The 17,577-nt window shown below is 32.8% G+C and carries 14 protein-coding genes; 6 read left to right on the top strand and 8 right to left on the bottom strand.

Going from position 1 to position 17,577, the window contains the following annotated elements; translation table 11 throughout:
• Positions 1-253: 253 nt before the first annotated feature.
• Both VQL36_RS01160 and VQL36_RS01155 read left to right on the top strand, forming a co-directional pair.
• A complete protein-coding gene (locus VQL36_RS01160; RefSeq protein ID WP_349247550.1) occupies positions 254-919 on the top strand; it encodes a response regulator transcription factor in 666 nt (221 codons plus the stop codon).
• Positions 920-1,010: 91 nt separating this feature from the next.
• The gene (locus VQL36_RS01155; RefSeq protein ID WP_349247549.1) at positions 1,011-2,423 is read left to right on the top strand and encodes a sensor histidine kinase; all 1,413 of its coding nucleotides are present in this window, start codon (positions 1,011-1,013) and stop codon (positions 2,421-2,423) included.
• Between the two features lie 103 nt (positions 2,424-2,526).
• Here VQL36_RS01155 and VQL36_RS01150 read toward each other — a convergent pair whose 3' ends face one another.
• Entirely contained in the window at positions 2,527-4,428 is a 1,902-nt protein-coding gene (locus VQL36_RS01150) for an ABC-F family ATP-binding cassette domain-containing protein (protein WP_349247548.1), read from the bottom strand.
• A gap of 146 nt (positions 4,429-4,574) precedes the next feature.
• A complete protein-coding gene (locus VQL36_RS01145) occupies positions 4,575-5,846 on the bottom strand; it encodes an MFS transporter (RefSeq protein WP_349247547.1) in 1,272 nt (423 codons plus the stop codon).
• A gap of 156 nt (positions 5,847-6,002) precedes the next feature.
• On the opposite strand from VQL36_RS01145, the gene VQL36_RS01140 reads away from it, so the two are divergent.
• The gene (locus VQL36_RS01140) at positions 6,003-7,733 is read left to right on the top strand and encodes an ABC transporter substrate-binding protein (RefSeq protein WP_349247546.1); all 1,731 of its coding nucleotides are present in this window, start codon (positions 6,003-6,005) and stop codon (positions 7,731-7,733) included.
• Between the two features lie 6 nt (positions 7,734-7,739).
• On the opposite strand, the gene VQL36_RS01135 is transcribed toward VQL36_RS01140, so the two are convergent.
• Both VQL36_RS01135 and rfbF read right to left on the bottom strand, forming a co-directional pair.
• Entirely contained in the window at positions 7,740-8,108 is a 369-nt protein-coding gene (locus VQL36_RS01135) for a VOC family protein (RefSeq protein ID WP_349247545.1), read from the bottom strand.
• Between the two features lie 127 nt (positions 8,109-8,235).
• Positions 8,236-9,012 (bottom strand): glucose-1-phosphate cytidylyltransferase, encoded by a 777-nt coding sequence (gene rfbF, locus VQL36_RS01130; protein ID WP_349247544.1) that lies wholly within the window; start codon positions 9,010-9,012, stop codon positions 8,236-8,238.
• Between the two features lie 219 nt (positions 9,013-9,231).
• Here rfbF and VQL36_RS01125 point away from each other — a divergent pair, with 219 nt between their 5' ends.
• Positions 9,232-9,708 carry a hypothetical protein gene (locus tag VQL36_RS01125; protein ID WP_349247543.1) on the top strand — a complete coding sequence of 159 codons (477 nt, stop codon included), beginning with the start codon at positions 9,232-9,234 and terminating at the stop codon, positions 9,706-9,708.
• Here VQL36_RS01125 and VQL36_RS01120 read toward each other — a convergent pair.
• The gene (locus VQL36_RS01120) at positions 9,689-10,624 is read right to left on the bottom strand and encodes an NAD(P)-dependent oxidoreductase (protein WP_349247542.1); all 936 of its coding nucleotides are present in this window, start codon (positions 10,622-10,624) and stop codon (positions 9,689-9,691) included. The two genes, VQL36_RS01125 and VQL36_RS01120, sit on opposite strands and share 20 nt — an antisense overlap.
• A gap of 64 nt (positions 10,625-10,688) precedes the next feature.
• Entirely contained in the window at positions 10,689-11,747 is a 1,059-nt protein-coding gene (gene rfbG / locus VQL36_RS01115) for a CDP-glucose 4,6-dehydratase (RefSeq protein WP_349247541.1), read from the bottom strand.
• A 446-nt stretch (positions 11,748-12,193) separates the two neighbouring features.
• On the opposite strand from rfbG, the gene VQL36_RS01110 reads away from it, so the two are divergent.
• Both VQL36_RS01110 and VQL36_RS01105 read left to right on the top strand, forming a co-directional pair.
• Positions 12,194-12,712: a hypothetical protein gene (locus tag VQL36_RS01110; RefSeq protein WP_349247540.1), complete on the top strand. Its 519-nt coding sequence runs from the start codon at positions 12,194-12,196 to the stop codon at positions 12,710-12,712.
• Positions 12,713-12,844: 132 nt separating this feature from the next.
• Positions 12,845-13,942, top strand: coding sequence for a glycosyltransferase family 2 protein (locus tag VQL36_RS01105; protein ID WP_349247539.1), 1,098 nt, complete (start codon positions 12,845-12,847; stop codon positions 13,940-13,942).
• A 383-nt stretch (positions 13,943-14,325) separates the two neighbouring features.
• On the opposite strand, the gene VQL36_RS01100 is transcribed toward VQL36_RS01105, so the two are convergent.
• Both VQL36_RS01100 and VQL36_RS01095 read right to left on the bottom strand, forming a co-directional pair.
• A complete protein-coding gene (locus tag VQL36_RS01100) occupies positions 14,326-16,467 on the bottom strand; it encodes an HBL/NHE enterotoxin family protein (RefSeq protein WP_349247538.1) in 2,142 nt (713 codons plus the stop codon).
• A gap of 217 nt (positions 16,468-16,684) precedes the next feature.
• Positions 16,685-17,548 carry a peptidylprolyl isomerase gene (locus VQL36_RS01095; RefSeq protein ID WP_349247537.1) on the bottom strand — a complete coding sequence of 288 codons (864 nt, stop codon included), beginning with the start codon at positions 17,546-17,548 and terminating at the stop codon, positions 16,685-16,687.
• Positions 17,549-17,577: the final 29 nt, after the last annotated feature.

Here is a 17,577-nt window from a genome sequence, read left to right as displayed (position 1 = left end):
ATATAAAGTTGAACCTTATGGTATCAAACTTCTGAAAATTCATTCTGATGAGATTGAGAAGTTCACTAATGCACTATGTATGGGAATTAATTACCATGAATCCAGGTTGGACACGTGTTTATTTTCATTTTACAATGGATGATGAAACATTTAAATTTAGAAGCACATATAGAAAAGATATTTGAAATTTGCAGACATTGCTTGGTTTTATAATGCTCACAAAGGAGAATAAGTTTTTCATGGAGGCTAAAGTATGAAAATCCTTGTTGTTGATGATGAATATCACATTCGAAAAGTGATTGGAGACTACTTGAGAGCAGAAGGTTATGAAGTTTTAGAAGGCATGGACGGATTGGATTGCATTGATAAAGTAATGGTCAATCCAAATCTGGACTTGATTTTACTTGATGTCAGAATGCCTAAGATGACGGGGTTTGAAGCAATAGAGAAGATTAAAAAGCTGACGGATGTACCTATCCTGTTTTTGACTGCTCTGGATGAGTCTTATGATGAAATTAAAGGTTTGAATTTTGGTGCGGATGACTACATAACAAAACCGTTTCGATTTGATATTTTAATTGCTCGTGTTAATACAGCACTCAGACGTAAAAGAACAGCAAAACAAACACTTTTTGAAGTCGGAAATTTTAAAATGGACTTTTCAAAACGTGAAGTGAAAATTTTGGAAACCTTTATTAATTTAACCAAAATGGAATATGAGCTTCTCGAGTATTTTATAAAGAATAATGAACTTGTTCTTGACAGAAACAGAATTCTTGATATTGTTTGGGGTTACGACTATTACGGCGATCCACGTACAGTAGATACGCATGTTAAAACACTAAGAGTGAAATTAGGAGAATATGCGAAATGGATATTAACAAAGCGGGGTGTAGGTTATCAGTTTAAGGTGGGGTAATATTAGCAATTTGGGCATCAAAATGACTTTGATATTTTCATTGGTATTCTTTATCCTGCTAGGAACCCTGTTGTTTATCAATACATATTTTATGGAATCGTATATTATATGGAATGCACATCGAAATATGGAGAATACTGCTGAGAATTTGAATGAGAAGCTCCGTGAAAATCCAGACTATTACTGGATTAACGACATTCGAAGCGCAAGTTTGTATCTTGTTTACAATGAGGAAACAATAAATCCAGCTCAACATCCTGGTGCTCGATTAGAACATCCTTCATCTCCTCAATCTGGACAATCTAATGGTATACAAAAGCCACCAAAAAAGTTTATTGATATGTTTATGAAAGAGGCACCCATTTTAATAAAACAGCTCAAAGAGGACCCAGATAAGGTGCTCAAAGGTGCTGAAATAATGGGTAGAGGTAAGTACAAGACCATTTATCACTTGAAGGTTTTACACAACGGTGATTTAATTATACAGATTTATAAAGGCAAAGAAGCTTTAGAATCGGTCTCAGTGGCAATGAGATTTTTATACAGTGCCGCCACTTTGATATTTGTGTTGGGTATAATCATAATCTGGAAAATATCGAATTTAATAGGACAAGAAGCGAAAAACCTGAGCGCCAAAACAAAAAAAATGGGTAAGTTGGATTTTTCCGATCCAATTGTAGTCAAAAGCAATGATGAGATAGGACAGCTATCCAGTAATATCAACATTCTCTCGAATAAGCTGGAAGAGGTCATAGATGATCTTAAAATCTCCAATGAAAAACTGAATTTTGAGCTAGAAAAAGAACGAAGCATGGAGCAAATGCGCAGGCAGTTTGTCTCAGATGTGTCTCATGAACTGAAGAATCCTCTGAGTATGATTCAGGGGTATGCAGATGGACTCCTCCATGACATCCCAAAAACAGAGAAAGATAAAAAATACTACCAGAAGATTATTGTTGAAGAGGCTGATCGACTTGGAAAACTCCTTAAAGACTTGCTCGATTTATCGAGTTATGAGTCAGGCGTATTTAGATTAACGTATGGTCAAGTTGATTTAAATGAACTAATCAGGGATATACTGGAGCGATACCAATTGAAAGCAGATGAAAAAGGACTTTCCATTCAAATGGATTTTACAGAAATCCCTATGATTCATGCAGATCAAAGAAGATTAGAACAAGTAGTAGTCAATCTTTTATCTAATGCGCTTAAATACTCTGATCGTGAAGGGTTGATTCTCATTAGGACAAACCATGATGGAAATCATGTTGTTTTTTCGATTGCTAATACAGGCAACCTATTGAATCAAAAACAGATGAACATGGTATGGAACAGCTTTCATCAGGTTGATAGTACACGTCCTGGAAACGGCTTAGGACTTCCTATTATAAAAAGTATCGTAAAACTGCATAAGGGGAATTGTTCAGTTTCAGTTGAAAACGAGATGAATTGCTTTAAGGTTCAACTACCTATTATTGCTGATTGCAAAACCCAAGCTCTTTGAGTTCAAAAACTTTGAGTACCCCAGTACCAGCGTTAGAATGAAAAAGTTGCTCTTTACTATAATCATTTATGGGCTGGCTCTCCAGCCCCTCCTCAGCTGTTATTCAACCCTGCTCTATTTCTTCAATAAACAAAGACAACTCTTCCCAACGCTCCATCGTTTGCTCTAGTAACTGTTCCATTTTTTGCTGTTCTTCATAAAGTTCGCTTACTTTTTCAGAATCACTACCCGCTTCTACGATTTCTGCTTCAATTTCTGAAATTCGCTGCTCTATATTGGTGATTTTATCTTCAATTTCTTCCCACTCTATCTGTTCTTTATAAGATAACTTTTTACGTCGTTCTTTTTTATTCGTCTGATTTTTAACAAGAACTTCATTTTGTTTTTCAAGTGCTTGTTTTTCTTTTTCAGCACTTTTCATTTCCATATACTCCGTGTAGTTTCCTTGAAAACGTGTAATAACTCCGTTCCCTTCAAAACAAATTAGATGATCCACTACGCGGTCTAAGAAATATCTATCATGTGAAACGCTAATGACTACGCCATTAAATACTTCCAAATAATCCTCTAATATGGTTAACGTTTGAATATCCAGATCATTCGTAGGCTCATCTAGTAATAATACATTCGGCTCAGACATTAATATGGATAACAAATATAAACGGCGTCGTTCTCCCCCGGACAATTTTCGGATATAGGTCCATTGGATGCTTCTAGGGAATAGAAACCGCTCTAACATCTGCTCTGCTGTAATCGTTGTGCCATCGGCTGTTTTTACAATCTCTGCTCTTTGTTTAATATATTCAACTACTCTTAAGTTTCCATCTAACTCCTCATTATCTTGCGTATAATAACCGATTTTTACAGTTTCACCGATCTCCATATTTCCCGTATCTGGCTTGATTTTTCCTGCTAATATATTTAATAAGGTAGATTTCCCACTGCCATTAGGTCCAATAATGCCTAAACGTTCATGGGGTACTATTAAATAATTGAAATCATCTATAAGTTTTTTTTCATCTATGGATTTAGACAACCCTTCAATCTCAAACACTTTTTTCCCAAGTCGGTTCGACCCAATCGAGATATCCAAACTATCTTCTTTCGTAATTGTTTTTTTATTTTGAAGTTCATGTACTCTTTGAATACGTGCCTTTTGTTTAGTGGTTCTTGCTTTAGCTCCACGGCGCAACCATGCTAGTTCTTTTCTTAATAGATTTTTACGTTTGCTTTCATCAATGATAGCTTGTTCTTCTCTCTCGGATTTTTTCTCTAAAAAAGTTTCATAATTGCCTTCATAGGCATAAAGCTTCCCGTGATCCAATTCAAACATACGATTTGTCACACGATTTAAAAAGTAACGATCATGTGTAACAAGGATGAGCGCTCCTTGATATTTTGACAAATACCCTTCTAACCACTCAATGGTGCCATTGTCTAAATGGTTTGTCGGTTCATCTAATATGAGTAAATCTGCAGGTTGAATAAGTGCCTTAGCAATGGCGACTTTTTTCCGTTGCCCTCCAGATAAGTTTTTCACCTGGTCAGTAAAGTTTGTAATGCCTAATCTAGTTAATACAGTCTTTGCTGAAGTATTCGCTTCCCATGCTTCCTCTTGATCCATCTTTTGTTGTTTTTTAAAAAGAGCAGCTTGTTTATTCTCACTGTTGGGATCATGTTCAAGTTCCATCAATGCTAGCTCATATTCTCTTAGTGTGATCATAATGGAAGAATTGCCGTAATAAATTTGCTCTAATACCGTTAAATCTTCTTCAAACTGAGGAGCTTGAGGGAGATATTCAATATGAAACTGATTTGCATGAATAATTTCCCCTTTTTCAACTAAATCCAGGCCAGCAATCACTCTTAATAAGGTGGATTTACCCGTGCCATTGACACCAATTAAACCTATTTTTTGCTTTTCAGATATTGTAAAAGAAATATCATCAAACAATACTTTTTCTCCATACGTTTTTAGCAGATGCTCGACTGCGAGTATGCTCATTCTATTATCATTCCTTGCTCCAAATTGATGATGAACTCATCCTGTGTTTTGTTCTTCTACTATCTCATATTTTATTAAAAATTACACTGCACTCTTAAAAAATTTTATGTTCAAAACAACACAATAGATTTATCTCTTATACAACCTTATGAAGCTAGTTTTTGTTTATTAGCTGAACTCACTTTCTCCTCCTTCTCCACTCTCGTCTGAAGTTCTGCAAAAATAAAATGATAGATGGCTACGCCAATGAAACCGATACTTATAATAAAGATACTCATTATCCATGTGGATAAAAATGCACTTATCGTGACAGAAATGGAGGTAATGATTTGGGCAAGATTCAGCGTCATATTATTGACTGCCATATAAGAGCTTCTCGCATGTTCAGGTGGAATGGATGCCATATAGGAATGTAGCACAGGTAACTTCACCACTTCACCTAATGTGGCAACAGCAATAAAAACAAGTAAAAACCAAATGTTATTCGTATAAGATACGACACCATATCCAATAACAAAAAGGATAGAACCTAACAGAAGCACACTTTTATCTGAATATCGTTTGAATAAACTTGTTGTAAATAGAAGAAATAATACGACAAGAATTGTGTTCTCAGTCAGTAGAAAACCCACCATATTCACACCATCTAATTCCCAAAACAAAAAGGTCTGAGTTAGCATTTCTTTACTTAATCTAATACCAATATAGTTGGGTAATTGAATTTCCATAGATAATATGAATACACCCGCGGTCATAAATAGAACAAACAATTTATCTTTAAATACGAGACTATAGGTTTTTAACATTTCTGTCACATGGGATGAAGCATTTTCTTTTTTTACAGGAAAGTAACTTTCTTCAATAAAAAACAACACTAGGATGACAACTGCTAAAGCACCCACGGAAAGGCCGATTAACAATTCGAATAAATAATGTTCAAAAAATAGAGCACCTAGCATTGCACCAAACGCTATCGATAGATTATTTGCCCAATATGTGATGGAATACATCACTCTTCTTTGCTCTGGTTTACTTACATCAATTAACATCGCTTGATTTGCAGGTCCTGACAACCCCATAAATATCGTGTTTAAAGTCATCATTAAAAACGTGATAAAAACGGATTCGAACCAAGGTGAATTAGATAACATCATGATCAAAAATGCAATAAACCGACCCACTTCTGCATAAAGGATCAGCTTCTTTCTCCCATAATTATCAGAAAAATATCCTCCAAAGAAGTTGATTACAATCCCCATCAATACATTTAATAATAATAATATCCCCGCCGTTTTCACTCCATAATAACTCGATAAATAAATTGCCATAAAAGGAAAAATCATACTTCCTATAAATTTACTAATAAAAGTCTCTATAATCCTAATCTTAATATTAATATGAAAGTCTTTAAATCTCATTTGTACTCCTCCTCTTCTCTATGTGTTACTTCTTGATGTTTAAAATAAAAATTGCATGGAATTGTTATGCATCATTATGCATTACACAAAAGAGGTTAAAAAGGGTATAATTAAATCAATTGCAACCCCTTTATTTATAGGAGGAATATATACGGAATGAAAGATCTAGACTATTTTCAAATGAGAGCTCTTTTTTATACTAGAGAAATCAACAATACGGCTTCATTTAAATTGAAAGAACTAGAGGAGATATGGTTTTGCAACAAAAAAAATGCAAAAATAAAAGTAAGAAAATTTGAAACCGAAGGAAAATACGAATATAAACCTGGAAAAGGAAGAGGGAACCCATCTCAACTTATTTTTACAAAACCTCTTCAAGAGGAAATAAAGATGATCATCAACGAAAACATCAAACGTGATCATTTAGAGGATGCCTTTCAATTATTACAACTACCCATTCCAAAATCATGGGTGCTGGATTTGACAAAAGAAATACAAAAAAAGTTTGGTTATCAATCTAATCATTCAAAAGATGTACTTCGACTGATGATGTTAAAAAGAATTGTAACATTAGACCCACTCCAATGCTCTATTAACTTTGAAGAGTATTTAATACGACATTTAGGAAGCACTCTCGTTACGTTTGATCAAAAAACAGAAACCATCCAACCTCATTTAGCACATCATTGGAATGTAAAGGATGACAATAAAACTTGGACATTTCATTTAAGAAAAGGTGTCCATTTCCATCATCAACGAACATTAAATAGTGAAGATGTAAAGTATACCTTTGAACGTTCTAAAGATTCACCTTTCTCGAAACAATGGCTGCTTGCGAACATCGAAAAAATTGAATGTTTATCCCCTTATACCATCCGTTTCCACTTATCACAAGCGAATCCATTATTTTTACGTTATGTAAGTGCAACATCTCTTTCAATTCTACCTAAGGATGAACCATTTGATGAAAACAAATGGATTGGAACGGGACCATTTCAGTTAAAAAAACGTACAGAAAATGTGATTGTACTAGAAGCATTTGATTTGTACTTTTTAGAACGTCCATTTATTGATGAAATTGAATTTTATCTTATTTCTAATGAGACAAAAGATGTGATGACTATACAAATTAGAGGGGAACTAACAGATGAAACTTCCTTTAACAAAGTAGATAAGCTCAATGGAGTTCGATTTCTTGCTATTAATTTCAACAAACCTTCTATTGTCCACAATCATTCGTTTAGAACTGCACTTTATCACTTATTAGATATGAAAAAAATGTGGAAAGATAACGGATACAACCATTTAGTAGAAGCATCAAGTTACTTCCCATGGAATTCAATACAGACTGAACCAAAAGTCAGAGAGCTTGTAAAATCATTAGTGGAACAATCAGGATATCAAGGAGAGACACTCACCGTATACACGAAACATATAGATGCAAAAAAAGCAGAATGGTTTGTAAAGGAAGCTGCCACTGAAGGTATTCAATTACAATATAAAGTGTTTGAGATGGATGATTTTTATTCACCATTATTGGATCAAGAAGCAGATCTACTTTTTGCAAGTGAAGTTTCTTCTTATGATTATCATTTATCTTTCATAGAAGCACTTTATAACAAAACTAATTTATTTCAAAGGTTTATAAGTAGAAAGCATTTAATTTATATTGAAGATTGTTTATCTAAAATGAAATATGAACCTGAACATCACAAGAGAGAGTATTGGATGGATCAAATAGAACAATATTTAAGAGAGCAGCATCTGATTCTCTATTTATACCACCCTCATATTCACCGAACCTTTAACCATACGATACAAGATACTGAATTTGAGGCATTAGGGTATGATGATTTTAGGAAAGCATGGATTGATATGAGGGACTGAATCATGTTAGTTCCTCTCCAGAAACTCTAGTCGATTACCAAAAGGATCATTTACAAAAAAACGTCTAACCCCTTCTAACGCATCATCTTCTTTCACTTCTAATCCATGTTTGTTCAGATGCTCTCCTAATTCTAAAACGTGTTTCACTTCAAAAGCAGGGTGTGCTTTTTTAGCAGGTTGAAAGTCTTCTTGAATTCCAATATGAACTTGGTGAATACCACATTGGAACCATACGCCTCCTCTACCTATTAACATATCTGGTTTTGGTATTTCCTCCATCCCTAGGATGTCACTATAAAAATGTCTTGCTTGTTCCTCGCTGTCTTTTGGAGCAGCTAATTGTACATGGTCAATGTTTAAAAATTGATATTTCAAATTGATTTCACCTCTTCTATTTTCGATCCATATTGGAATCAAAAATAGTAAATCCCTTAACGACTTACTATTCTTCAAAGTATACTTCAATTTATTTTCTTTAGAAAATCAAAGTTTTAGAACATCATTATTCCCACAGTTTCCAAGGAGCCTGATTATTTAACCATAACTTTTCTAATAAACCTTTATCATTAATAGTATCTATACATTGCCAAAAGCCGTGATGTTTAAATGCTTTAAGTTGACCTTCTAAAGCAAGTGTTTCTAAAGGATCTTTTTCAAAAGTCGTTACATCTCCTTCAATATAGTTCATGATCTCTGGATTTAAAACCATAAATCCAGCATTTATCCAACCACCACCTTCCTTTGGTTTTTCTTTAAAGTTATTAACCTTTTCATCATCATCTATATCTAATACTCCAAATCGTGGAGCAGGTTGAACGGCAGTTATTGTGGCTATTTTTCCATGTGATTTATGGTACTTTTCTATTTCCTTTAAATTAACATTAGAAATACCATCTCCATAAGTAAGCATGAAGGTTTGATTACCTACATATTCTCTCACTCTATTAATTCTTCCACCAGTCATCGTATAAAGACCAGTATCTATTAATGTAATTTTCCAAGGATCTGATGTGTTTCTATGAACAATCATCTTATTTCCAGTTGTGAAATCAAATGTCACATCCGACATATGTAAATAGTAATTTGCAAAGAAGCTTTTAATAACTTCTTGTTTATAACCACAACATATAACAAAATCGTTATAGCCAAAATATGAATAGTATTTCATTATATGCCATAAAATTGGTTTCTCACCTATTTTTATCATCGGTTTCGGTATGAAAGAGCTTTCTTCACTGATTCTTGTTCCAAATCCGCCTGCTAAAATGACGACTTTCAATGAAATTCCCTCCTTACCCAACTACATATTAATATAGTAAGTTTATGGTGATAAATTGACGACTATTCTCAACAGTTCTATTGAAGTGCTTGTTATATACAACGTTATGGATAAAATGTGCCTTTTTCAAAAAAAGCTAGTTTCTTTCTGTATATTTGTCTATACAAAAATCTTTCATATGCATAAAATATTTTAATTCGATGTACGGGAGGTGGAAATATGACAAATTTTAAAAAAGAAACAAAGATACTATGTGATTTTAGGGATGATGAAGTGATATTAGATAACAATGATCAAGTCATTCTCGAAGTCAAAGTAAATGTGAAAGATCAAGATAAAAATGTAAAACTTGATTGGTCAGTTGATGAATTACTTACTGCAACTGACCAAATATTAGGAGAAATTGTAAACCCTAATGCAAATGTTGTTTACACTCTTTGTAATAATGATCAACCAATTGCTGCACCTATAACATCAGGACATTCGAATCGAACTAGATCTATAGGAAGTACTCCTGTGAATCAATCATCTTTCTCTCAAAATAATCAACCCAATTTTACATTTTGTGACACACCATTACTTGGGCTGAATTGTTATCAAGTAAAGGCGAGAAAATTAGATCCTACGGATGGAGCAACATCAACAGCAACTGTAACAGCTAGAACATTGAATGCGCTTATTGTCGAGAAGTGTTGATACCTTTTAACCATTTCATCGTTTTTTTAATACCTTCTTGAAAAGATACATTTGCTTTGAATTCCGTATCTTTTTCAATTTCATGGGTATTAAATTGATCAAGTGACAAATTTCCTCCGGTAAAAGGGATGATTCCAAAGGAAAATTCCCTTTCTGGGGCCAGAGTTTGCTGAATCACGTGAATAAATTGTTTTAATGGTTTTGGATTAGAGCTTCCTACTATATAGTTGCAGAAGGGCTTCCCATATAATCCTATGTAGTAAAAAGCTTTTGCTACATCAGCAATATAAATAAAATCATAGATTTGAGTTGCCTTAGTAAATTCCAATGGTTCATTTTTAATAATTTTCCTGATTGTTGTGTTCAAAAAGCGAGAGGACATATCTCCTGGCCCATATGCATTTGTAATGATTCCCCACACATGTTCTATGCCCAATTGAGCTGCTGTACATTTACTAAAACAGTGAGCTGTTAATTTGCTTGTTCCGTATATATAATCCATTCCTGGTTTGTTTTTTTGAGTGTACACAGCGGACAAAGCTTCTTTCTCCATGATACTACCAGCTCCAACAAATCTATGACACCCAAGCTCTTTTGCAACTTTAACACTATTAACTGTCCACAAGGCATTAAGTGTTTGTACGTTCTCGTTTATTCTAATATTTCCTTCACACCCCTCCCAAGCAAAATGATAGAAGATATCAATATCTCTATCTGCTATTTTATTGGGTAAAGTGTTAAGATCTGTTAGAGTACAACAAATTATCTTAATGTGGTTTATATTTTTAGCTAGCGAGTCAATATTTGAATCTTCATTTTTAACAATAGCAATCACTTCGACATTATGGTTTACTAATTCCGTTATAACATGACTGCCAATGAAGCCATTAGCTCCAGTCACAATTGCTTTTTTCATATTCATCTCCTTTTGTAAAAATTCAATGTAGTGAAAAAAAATTAATCATAAAGTGTTTTTTTGATCACGTTTTTAAAAATTCTTCGATTTGTTTATTCAAGATAAAATCTATATCTTCATTATTCATATAAACTTTTGTCCATTCAATTGTTTTTTCAATTGCTTTTTCTATATTCCATTCTGATTGCCACTTAAAAATAGAATGGAACTTTGAACTGTCTAGTTTCAAGAGACTTGCTTCAGGAGGGTCATTTGAAAGCTTATACACCCAATTTTGCTTATCACCTGTTGCTATTTCCCATTTTTCACAAAATAAATCAACTAGCTCTTCATTTGTAATGCAATTCCTTTCATCAGGGCCTACATTATAGCAATCTGAATATTTCATATCATCATATTGCTTTTGAATAATCATTAAATATGCATAGAGAGGTTCAAATACGTGTTGATAGTGTCTTCTTGAATATGGATTGCGAACAATAATGTCAACATTATTTTCAATTGCTCTAATACAATCAGGAATAATTCTATGTTTTGCAAAATCACCACCACCAAGTACATTCCCTGCTCTTGCAGTTGAGATAGCAATATTTTTATCTTTTAAAAATGACTTTTTATAACTTTTTGTTATTAGTTCAGAACAAGACTTGCTATTAGAATATGGATCATCACCACCAAGTGGATCATTCTCTCGATAACCCCAAATCCATTTATTATTTTTATATACTTTATCTGATGTAACAATAAGCACGGATTTAACATTATTACTTTTGCGAATGCATTCTAAAATATTTACTGTACCCATTACGTTAGTTTCATATGTGTAATGTGGGTTTTCATATGAAGCTAATACGAGGGGCTGCGATGCTAAGTGAATGACAATTTCTGGTTGTGCGATATTAAAGCTTTCTTGTAGACTCTCAGCATCTCTAATATCTTTAATAATTGAAGTCATCTGACTTTCTAGTCCACTAAGCTTAAATAAACTTGGATTTGTTGGAGGATCTAGAGCGTATCCCGTAACTCTTGATCCTGCATTGATGAGAATTTTACATAACCATGCTCCTTTAAACCCAGTATGGCCGGTCACAAAAATGCTTTTATTTTTATAAAAATTCAACATCATTATTTCCACACTTTCTAAGGATTACTGATTTCCAAAAATCATAATGACAATTTGCCAAAGCAAATTATTTATAGTGTAGTGCTATTGTTATATATAATGAAGCCTTATGAATTAAAATGTATCATTTTTTAAAAAATTTAAGCATTTCAGATATTTAACTATACAAGAATAGTCTATTTTACATAATATATATCATTCTAAAAAAAGAAGGAGGTAAAGTGATGTCAAAGTACACATCGATTTGTTTATTCAAGATTAGCCTATTAATCTATTCTTTTTAAACAAATTTTCTATTTTTTATAGTGCTTTTGTTACATATAATGAAGCCTTATAAATTAAAATGTACCTTTTTTAATAGAATTTTCTTTTCACCTTATATTTGACTATACAAGAGTAGTTTATTTCGCATAATATATATCACTCTAAAAAAAGGAGGTAAAGAAATGTCATCGTTTAAAAAAGAATCAAAGATAAAATGCGATTTTAGGAATGATCCAGTGATGTTAGATAACAATGATCAAGTTATTCTTGAAGTCAAAGTATGTGTGAAAGATCAGGATAAAAATGTGAAACTTGATTGGTCAGTTGATGAATTTCTCACTGCAACTGATCAAGAAACTGGCCAAGATATTGATGTAAATCCTAATGCAAATGTTGTTTACACTCTTTGTAATAATGATCAACAGATTGGATCAACTGTTACATCTGGTCATTCTAATCGTACTGTGACTTCTGCGTCTGATCTTATTACAGGTAATCCTGTGATGTTTTCACCGTTTGAATCATCTTTTACTCAAAATAACCAACCCAATTTTACGTTTTGTGACACACCATCACTTGGAATGAACTGCTATCAAGTAAAGGCAAGAAAATTAGATCCAGCGGATGGAGCAACGTCAACAGCCACTGTAACAGATCGAACATTGAATGCTCTTTTTGTAGACAAATTAGACAAATGTTAATCATTACACATTTGTCTTCTGATTTTTATATACATCCTTAGGCTTGAATTTTTTTATATAAGCCTAAGGAAATAATATATAAATTTTTAAATTTAAGAAGAAAACATTTTCAAACTTTAAGGGGCGATAGTTATGAAAAACGCAACGTTAAGCCTTTGTATGAGTGTCAGGGATGAAGAAGAAGTATTAGATAGATGTTTATCATCAATCGCAAATTTGGTTGAAGAAATCATTATTGTAGATACAGGATCAACCGATCGAACGAAAGAAATAGCTAAAAAATACACAGACAAGATATATGATTTTGAGTGGGTGGATGATTTTTCTAAAGCACGTAATTTTTCATTTTCTAAAGCAACGAAAGACTACATTATATGGTTAGACGCAGATGATATTGTTCCAGAAGAAAGTCAAGAACAAATTAAAGAATTAAAAAAAAATCTTGTCACTCATCATATAGATGTTGTGGTTATGGAATATCAATACGCTTTTGATGCAGAAGGGAACCCAATATTTACTCATCATCGCGATAGTATTGTAAGAAGAGAATGTAATTTTAAATGGAAGGGGTTTGTACACGCTGCACTTGATATTTCAGGAAGAGAAATATTCATAACAAATATTGTAATCAAACATATGAAAAATAAGCAACATTCTGATCGAACCTTTAAAACTTATAAAAGTGCGATTGCACAAGGAAAAATTTTATCGACTAGGGATATGTTTTTCTTCGCGAATGCATGTTTTGGACATAGTCAATACAAATTAGCCAAGGAATGGTATGAAAAATATCTTAAAGAAACTAATGATAGAAGTGAAATTAAAATTTATGTATACGGAAAGCTCGCTGATTGTCATATCCATTTTAATGAATTAGATAAGTCGGTTGCATATTGCTTACTTACATTTAAACTAGAATCCCCTAGGGCAGAGATTTGTTGTAAATTAGCACACATATATATGCTTAAAAATGAGGTTCACCAAGCAGTATGTTGGTATAAAATAGCTACTGTTATAGATTTCCCTCAACAGAGTACCTTTATAGAACCATCCTACTATACTTGGTTCCCTCATATACAATTATGTTCATGTTACATGTCTTTGGGTAATATTGATAAAGCAAAAAAACATAATGACATCGCAGCAAAATATATTCCACATAGCACCTACGTCACCAGTAATAATAAAATGATAGAAGAAATGAGATTTAAAAGAAATTGTTCCAGCTAGGCACTGCTATATGGGAGGTCAAGCTCTATAGGAAAGTTAATACTTACATTTTTATATATATGAACTAAAAATTATGATATAATAAGTCTATGCAGATTGCTCTTTGAAAACTGAAGATATGAGGTTGTTGCTGGAAATGGTCAGCAACGTAAAATCTTTAGCCGTCAATTCGCCTTCTCTGACTGAATCGAAAACCAAGCAGAAAGTTAGAGAGCAGAGTCCAACGCATAAAATCTTATTTCAAAGTAAGAACAAATTAGAAGATTTTAAATTTAGTAGACTACTACTCCTCAAAAAAATATACGAACAAGAAATAAACCACACTCCGAAAAACGAAGTGTGATTTCAATGGTAATTTTGATAGATTAGTAAATATGCTTAGTTTACTTTATTATTCTCCAAGAAGACATTAAATTATCTCCTATATCTCCGGAGCTTCCCGTATACTGATCAAAGTTAATCACTAATTGTTCTCTACCTTGATAATCGGCGTGTTCATACAATCTAACTCCATAATCTCCAATAATTAACACAGAGGATAATGTATCATTAGGAAATCCACAATTCGGACTAAAGCTACAATCCGCTGTTACCCGGTTATAATTTCCTCTATAAGATTGGATATCAAAGAACCAGATACCCTCACCATGGAATATACTTATTGATGAAGCTTTATTATCTATATTACTATCTAAATTTGGACCACCAAAATCCTCTTTAACTAATGCAAATGCTCCAGACCAGTTATAATTCTCATATAAAGCTGCCGCATATGGACCAATCACTTTTACAGATGATATAGAATCATCTTTTTTAAAATAGGTATCTCCTCTTTGATAACCCATCCAATCATTTGCAGTTAGACCACCTGTATCTTTAGCAAATTGCTCATCGTTATATATATCCAAAGATCCACTAAAATTTGCTCCATCAAACGTATAGACTCCATCTTTTTTTTCAGAAACATTTATAGAAGACACGGTATCCGATCCTATAAACATACCGCCGAAGTCACTAACTTGAGCATAACCATCCTCATCCGTGAAAACCCTTTGTGAACTTCCTCCAGAGTTTAATTCAGCAAATAAACTAACATATACATTCCCTTTCACTACCATAGAGGACAACTTGTTATCAAAGTTATAATAACCTGTTTGATTTAAATTTATTGTTTGTCCCTTACTTACAGTAATACAATCACCTTTAAAGTCTGATTCTGAAAATAAAAAAGAAGTTTCAAACAGTGGATTAGATATTGGTCTAGCATCTAATTTAAATGATTCACCATTCACAAGGATTTCTTGTACAGCATACAAAGCTTGGTCAGGGGGGATTACTTCTAACATATCATACAATTCTGAAGACAGGGTTATAGCCAATTCCGTCCCTGCAAACTTACCTACTTTTAGTCCGCCTTCTGTCGGGTTTCCATCATATAATGTATAGTAAATCTCCCCCTCAAAAGGTAGATTATCTACTCCCCAAGGAATGGAGCAACCAAGAACCTTACTTTTAAAAGTATCCATTTTAATTTCAATAACTTGTGCCAACTGCAGTATATCATCCCAAGTAAGCTTAGCATCATTTAAAAATGAAATTAAAAAGAAACTATCAATATCTATTTCGTTTGTAACAATTTCTAGTATTCTTTCAAATTTTAAAAATAAACTGTTCCATTGATTCTCTAATCCACTTAAACCATGGTCTAAAAATTTATAAGCACCATCAATTACATTGAGATATTTCTCTAATTGGTCTATAGCAGTATTGATAGCAGATTGCTCATTTTTTTTATTTTGTAGCTCCTCTACTGCTTTAGCTTTTTCTAAATCCAATTGATGTTTATCATATTTAGGCACTTCTATATAGCGACAACCAAAAGCATCACAAACTGGTGTTAATTTTTTCTCATTATATTTTCGATTAATATCTTCTACTTTATTTTCCAAATCAGTAATTTCACTTACTATATCCTTTTTCCTTTGAACAGCGTAATTATAGTCAATTTGAAAATTAGCTCGATCCACATCACGTAATAGTTTCTTGAAATTATCAATGATATTGTGTTCTTCATTTACAGAAGCGGTATGATCCTCTAGATTTTTTTGTAATACATTAACAATTCCAAGAAATTCTGTTTTCTTATTTGGATCATCAAGTTGGTTGGAAAGTTCCACTAATTGGTTGTATGCTGAGATAAAATTTTTTTCATAAGCTATTACATTGTGAATAATCTCAACAGCATGCGGTTTAATATCAGTTTCCCAAGATTTCGCACTATTTTTAGCCGCACTTATATGTATGTCAGCATTAGGGATGTACTGTGCCCAACTCGGAAATCCTATTGTTGTCATTACTTCTACGTAATTATGAAATGAAGTTTCTTCAAGCAAATTTATTGGATTCTGTTCTCCAGTTATTCCATCATCTGCAGCAGAAACCGTAAAACTTGGACTGAATAATGTACCAAAACCTAAAGTGATAGCTATAACAATTGATAATACCTTATTTGTTAATTTGTTCATTATAATAATCTCCCTATAAGTTATTATATTTAGATCAATTCTACTTCAGTTACTGTAACAAATGAATTTCTATAACCGCTATAAATTTATAACTTTTATTCAATAGTAATTTATAACTAACTTTATACTATCTCTTTCATTTTTCACAATTTATAATAGCATGATGTGAAGTGAATCTATCCCAAACCACTCTAAGCCGTGTTCTGCACCATCTTTACTAGTTAAATACATTTTTTAAATCTGAAAAAGCATCTTCAAGATCATTATCTTTAATTTTTACATTCGCATCATCAATTTTTTCTTGTAAGACTGTAACGAAATCTTCTGGTTTTATTTTAGAAATCATGAGTTGTTCTTTTATATCCTCTCTCATTTCTTCAAATGATTTCATCGCTTCTCGATCTGTTATTTTTATGATGAAAAACTCATCGTCTTGTTTTATAGGATTACTTACCTCTTCTATATTAAGTGAAGAGAGGTTTTTTTCTAAATCAGTTCCCAACTCAAGAATATGCCATCCTATATTTCCACCGTTAGATGCTGAATTAGTATCAGTAGAAAATTCTTTTGCTAGTTCTTCGAAACTAGCACCTTCCTCTAGCTTTCGTTTTATTTCGTTTGCTCTCACTTCATCTTCCACTACAATTTGACTTAACTTCACTTCAGGAATGAGATTGTCATAATACTCCTTGACTTCTTCATCACTTACATCTATCGTTTCTAATATTGCCTTTTGCTGTAATAACTGTACTCTTAGCATCTCTTTTATTTGCTCATCATTTTGAAAGCCCATCTGTTTCAACACTATTTCGTAGGATAATCCTAATTGGTCTTTTAAATCATCAAAGGCTTCCTTTAGTTCTTGTTCTGTAACCGAGTATTCTTGTGAAAGAATTTGCTCATATAATATATCGGATAAAATTTTTTCACCGAAGCGTTCTTTCATTAGACTGTACATTTCTTCCTTCGTTACATTTCCAAATCTCGTCTCTGCTATCACTTCAGAATGGTCTGAACTTGTATTTGTACAAGCACTTAAAAGCAACAAACTCATCATAGATAATAGAATTAGTTTCCTCATTTTTTATATCCTCCCTTTAGACTTTTATA

Source organism: Chengkuizengella sp. SCS-71B (genome assembly GCF_040100845.1).
In the GTDB taxonomy this organism is placed as follows: domain Bacteria; phylum Bacillota; class Bacilli; order Paenibacillales; family KCTC-33759; genus Chengkuizengella.
This window is presented reverse-complemented; position numbering and strand designations above follow the sequence as displayed.

What these genes read in the sequence shown, in the direction of transcription:
- VQL36_RS01110 (WP_349247540.1), top strand. Translation starts at nt 12,194, where the DNA reads ATGTCATCGTTTAAAAAAGAATCAAAGATAAAATGCGATTTTAGGAAT.
- VQL36_RS01155 (WP_349247549.1), top strand. Translation starts at nt 1,011, where the DNA reads ATGGAATCGTATATTATATGGAATGCACATCGAAATATGGAGAATACT.
- VQL36_RS01120 (WP_349247542.1), bottom strand. Translation starts at nt 10,624, where the DNA reads ATGAAAAAAGCAATTGTGACTGGAGCTAATGGCTTCATTGGCAGTCAT.
- VQL36_RS01100 (WP_349247538.1), bottom strand. Translation starts at nt 16,467, where the DNA reads ATGAACAAATTAACAAATAAGGTATTATCAATTGTTATAGCTATCACT.
- VQL36_RS01150 (WP_349247548.1), bottom strand. Translation starts at nt 4,428, where the DNA reads ATGAGCATACTCGCAGTCGAGCATCTGCTAAAAACGTATGGAGAAAAA.
- VQL36_RS01105 (WP_349247539.1), top strand. Translation starts at nt 12,845, where the DNA reads ATGAAAAACGCAACGTTAAGCCTTTGTATGAGTGTCAGGGATGAAGAA.
- rfbG (WP_349247541.1), bottom strand. Translation starts at nt 11,747, where the DNA reads ATGTTGAATTTTTATAAAAATAAAAGCATTTTTGTGACCGGCCATACT.
- VQL36_RS01145 (WP_349247547.1), bottom strand. Translation starts at nt 5,846, where the DNA reads ATGAGATTTAAAGACTTTCATATTAATATTAAGATTAGGATTATAGAG.
- VQL36_RS01125 (WP_349247543.1), top strand. Translation starts at nt 9,232, where the DNA reads ATGACAAATTTTAAAAAAGAAACAAAGATACTATGTGATTTTAGGGAT.
- VQL36_RS01140 (WP_349247546.1), top strand. Translation starts at nt 6,003, where the DNA reads ATGAAAGATCTAGACTATTTTCAAATGAGAGCTCTTTTTTATACTAGA.
- VQL36_RS01095 (WP_349247537.1), bottom strand. Translation starts at nt 17,548, where the DNA reads ATGAGGAAACTAATTCTATTATCTATGATGAGTTTGTTGCTTTTAAGT.
- VQL36_RS01160 (WP_349247550.1), top strand. Translation starts at nt 254, where the DNA reads ATGAAAATCCTTGTTGTTGATGATGAATATCACATTCGAAAAGTGATT.